The 2,316-nt window shown below is 76.9% G+C and carries 3 protein-coding genes; 2 read left to right on the top strand and 1 reads right to left on the bottom strand.

Annotation, left to right across the window (positions count from 1 at the left end; all coding sequences use genetic code 11):
- Positions 1-717 (bottom strand): DNA-3-methyladenine glycosylase family protein (locus ABD308_RS30130; protein WP_344341830.1); only part of this gene is annotated, 717 nt, incomplete at its 3' end.
- 39 nt (positions 718-756) lie between these two features.
- Between ABD308_RS30130 and ABD308_RS30135 the strand changes: the two genes are divergently transcribed.
- Both ABD308_RS30135 and ABD308_RS30140 read left to right on the top strand, forming a co-directional pair.
- Positions 757-1,248, top strand: coding sequence for an SgcJ/EcaC family oxidoreductase (locus tag ABD308_RS30135; RefSeq protein ID WP_344341832.1), 492 nt, complete (start codon positions 757-759; stop codon positions 1,246-1,248).
- 147 nt (positions 1,249-1,395) lie between these two features.
- Positions 1,396-2,187, top strand: a complete 792-nt coding sequence (locus ABD308_RS30140; protein ID WP_344341836.1) for a TIGR03089 family protein — start codon at positions 1,396-1,398, stop codon at positions 2,185-2,187.
- The last annotated feature ends 129 nt before the right edge of the window (positions 2,188-2,316 follow it).

Consider the following 2,316-nt stretch of genomic DNA (forward strand, 5'->3'; position numbering starts at 1 on the left):
GGCCGTCCAGACGCCGACGCCCGGAACGGCGGTGAGACGGGCGAAGGACGCCTCGTGGTCCATCGCGGAGGCCTCCTCCAGGCGGGGCGCCAGGCGGACGGCGCGCTGCACCGTCGCCGAACGCTTCGGGTCCACGCCCGCGCGGTGCCAGTCCCAGCTCGGCACCTGTGACCACTCGCGGGCCGAGGGTGCCACCCGCAGCTCCTCGACCGGCCCGGGCGCCGGGGTGCCGTAGGAGCGCAGCAGGGTGCGCCAGGCGCGGTAGGCCTCGCCGGTGGTGACCTTCTGCTCCAGGATCGCCGGTACCAGGGACTCCATGACCAGGCCGGTCCTGACCAGCCGCACGCCGGCCACCTCGCGCTGGGCCTCGCGCAGCGGGCCGGCCGGCAGGACCAGGCCGGCCGGGTCGTCGCCGTCGCCGAGCAGGTCGGGCAGCCGGTCGAGCAGCCACTGCGCGCCCGGGCCCCAGGCGCCCGCCTCGACCACGCCCTCGGCGGGGCGGGCCAGCACCCGCAGGGTGCCGATGCCGGCCGGGGTGCGGGAGGCGCGCCAGACGGCGCCGTCGGCGGTGGTCCGGTACGCCGGGTCGGCGGGGCCCCGGCGCAGCGGGAGCAGGGTGCGGGCCACGTCCAGCGGGAAGCCGGGCCGCCAGCGGCGCACGGCCGCGCCGGACACGCCCGCGGCGGCCCTGGGGGCGGGCACGCTCCTGCCGTTCATCGTCGTGCGCCTCCTCCGCTGTCCACCGACCATGGGGATATGAACGATACGCGGGTGGCGGAGTTGTCCCCAGGTGACGAGAGCGCCGTGCGGGCCCTCTACCACCGGGTGCTGGAGGGCTGGAACCTGCGGGACGGCGCGGCCTTCGCCGGTCCGTTCGCCGCGGACGGCGAGGTGATCGGCTTCGACGGGACACGGCACTCCGGCCGGTCGGTGATGGCCGCCGAGCTCGGCCGGATCTTCGCCGACCACGCGACGCCCGAGTACGTCGCCAAGGTGCGCCGGGTGCGGGCGCTGGCGCCCGGGGTGGCGCTGCTGGACGCGGTCGCCGGTCTGGTGCCGGACGACGCGCAGGACCTGGACCCGGCGCTGAACGCGCTCCAGACGGTGATCGCGGTCAACGCGGGGGCGGGCTGGCGGATCGCGCTGTGGCAGACCACCCCGGCCAGGTACGACCTGCGGCCCGACCTCGCGGCGGCGCTGACGGCCGAGCTGCGGGCCCTGGTCGGGCGGGGGCCGGGCCCGGGGTGACGGCGCCGGGGAGCATCCCGGCGGGCGGCGCGGCGACGCACGTCAACCGGATGTTCACGGGATCTCGACCCGCCCGCCACGCCGTCCGGCGCCGCCTCCACCACCCCTCCCGGACGTCCACCCCAAGGCCGTAGGCTGGGGCGCACCATGACTTCGCCTTTCGCTGCCGATGCCCGTACCCCCGTCGAGCTGCTGCACGCTTACCTGCGAGGTGGCACTCCCTCAGTCGATCCCGCGGCCCCGCTGGTCACCTTCTACGACGACGCCAGCGGCGAACGCGTCGAGCTCTCCGCCCGGACCTTCGACAACTGGGTCGCCAAGACCGCCAACCTGCTCCAGGACGAGCTGAACGCCGGCCCGGGCGACCGCGCCGCGCTGCTCCTCCCGGCCCACTGGCAGAGCGCCGTCTGGCTGCTCGCCTGCTGGTCTGTCGGGGTCGCGGCGGTTCCGGGCGGCGACCCGGCCGCCGCCGACCTCGTGGTCAGCGGTCCGGACGGCCTGGAGGCCGCCCAGGCCTGCGAGGGCGAGCGGGTGGCGCTCGCGCTGCGCCCGCTCGGCGGGCGGTTCCCGCAGCGTCCGGACGGCTTCCTGGACTACGCGGCCGAGGTGCCCGGCCAGGGCGACCGGTTCGCCCCCTACTCCCCCGTCACCCCGGACGCGCCGGCGCTGGAGACCGCGGTCGACGGCCTGCCGCTGAAGCTGACCGGGGAGCAGACCGTCCAGCTGGCCCGCGAGGGCGCGGTCCGGCTCGGGGTGGGACCGGGCGACCGGGTGCTGTCCACCCTGTCCTACGACGACTGGGCGGGCCTGGAGGCCGGACTGCTGGCGCCGCTGGCGGCCGGCGCCTCGGTGGTGCTGTGCCGCAACTCGGACGGCCTGGACGCCGGCCAGTGGGAGAAGCGGGTGGAGTCCGAACGGGTGACACTGCGCCTCGGGTAACCCCCGGCACCGGTCCGGCGGGGTAGGGATCCCTGCCATGGCCGAGGACGACACCGAGCACCCCCCGACCGAACGCCCCCCGAGCGGGGAGGCCGGCGCCGCGGAGCCGGAAGCCGTTGCGGAGGCTTC

Origin of the sequence: Kitasatospora putterlickiae, assembly GCF_039527695.1 — a bacterium.
Lineage (GTDB): Bacteria > Actinomycetota > Actinomycetes > Streptomycetales > Streptomycetaceae > Kitasatospora > Kitasatospora putterlickiae.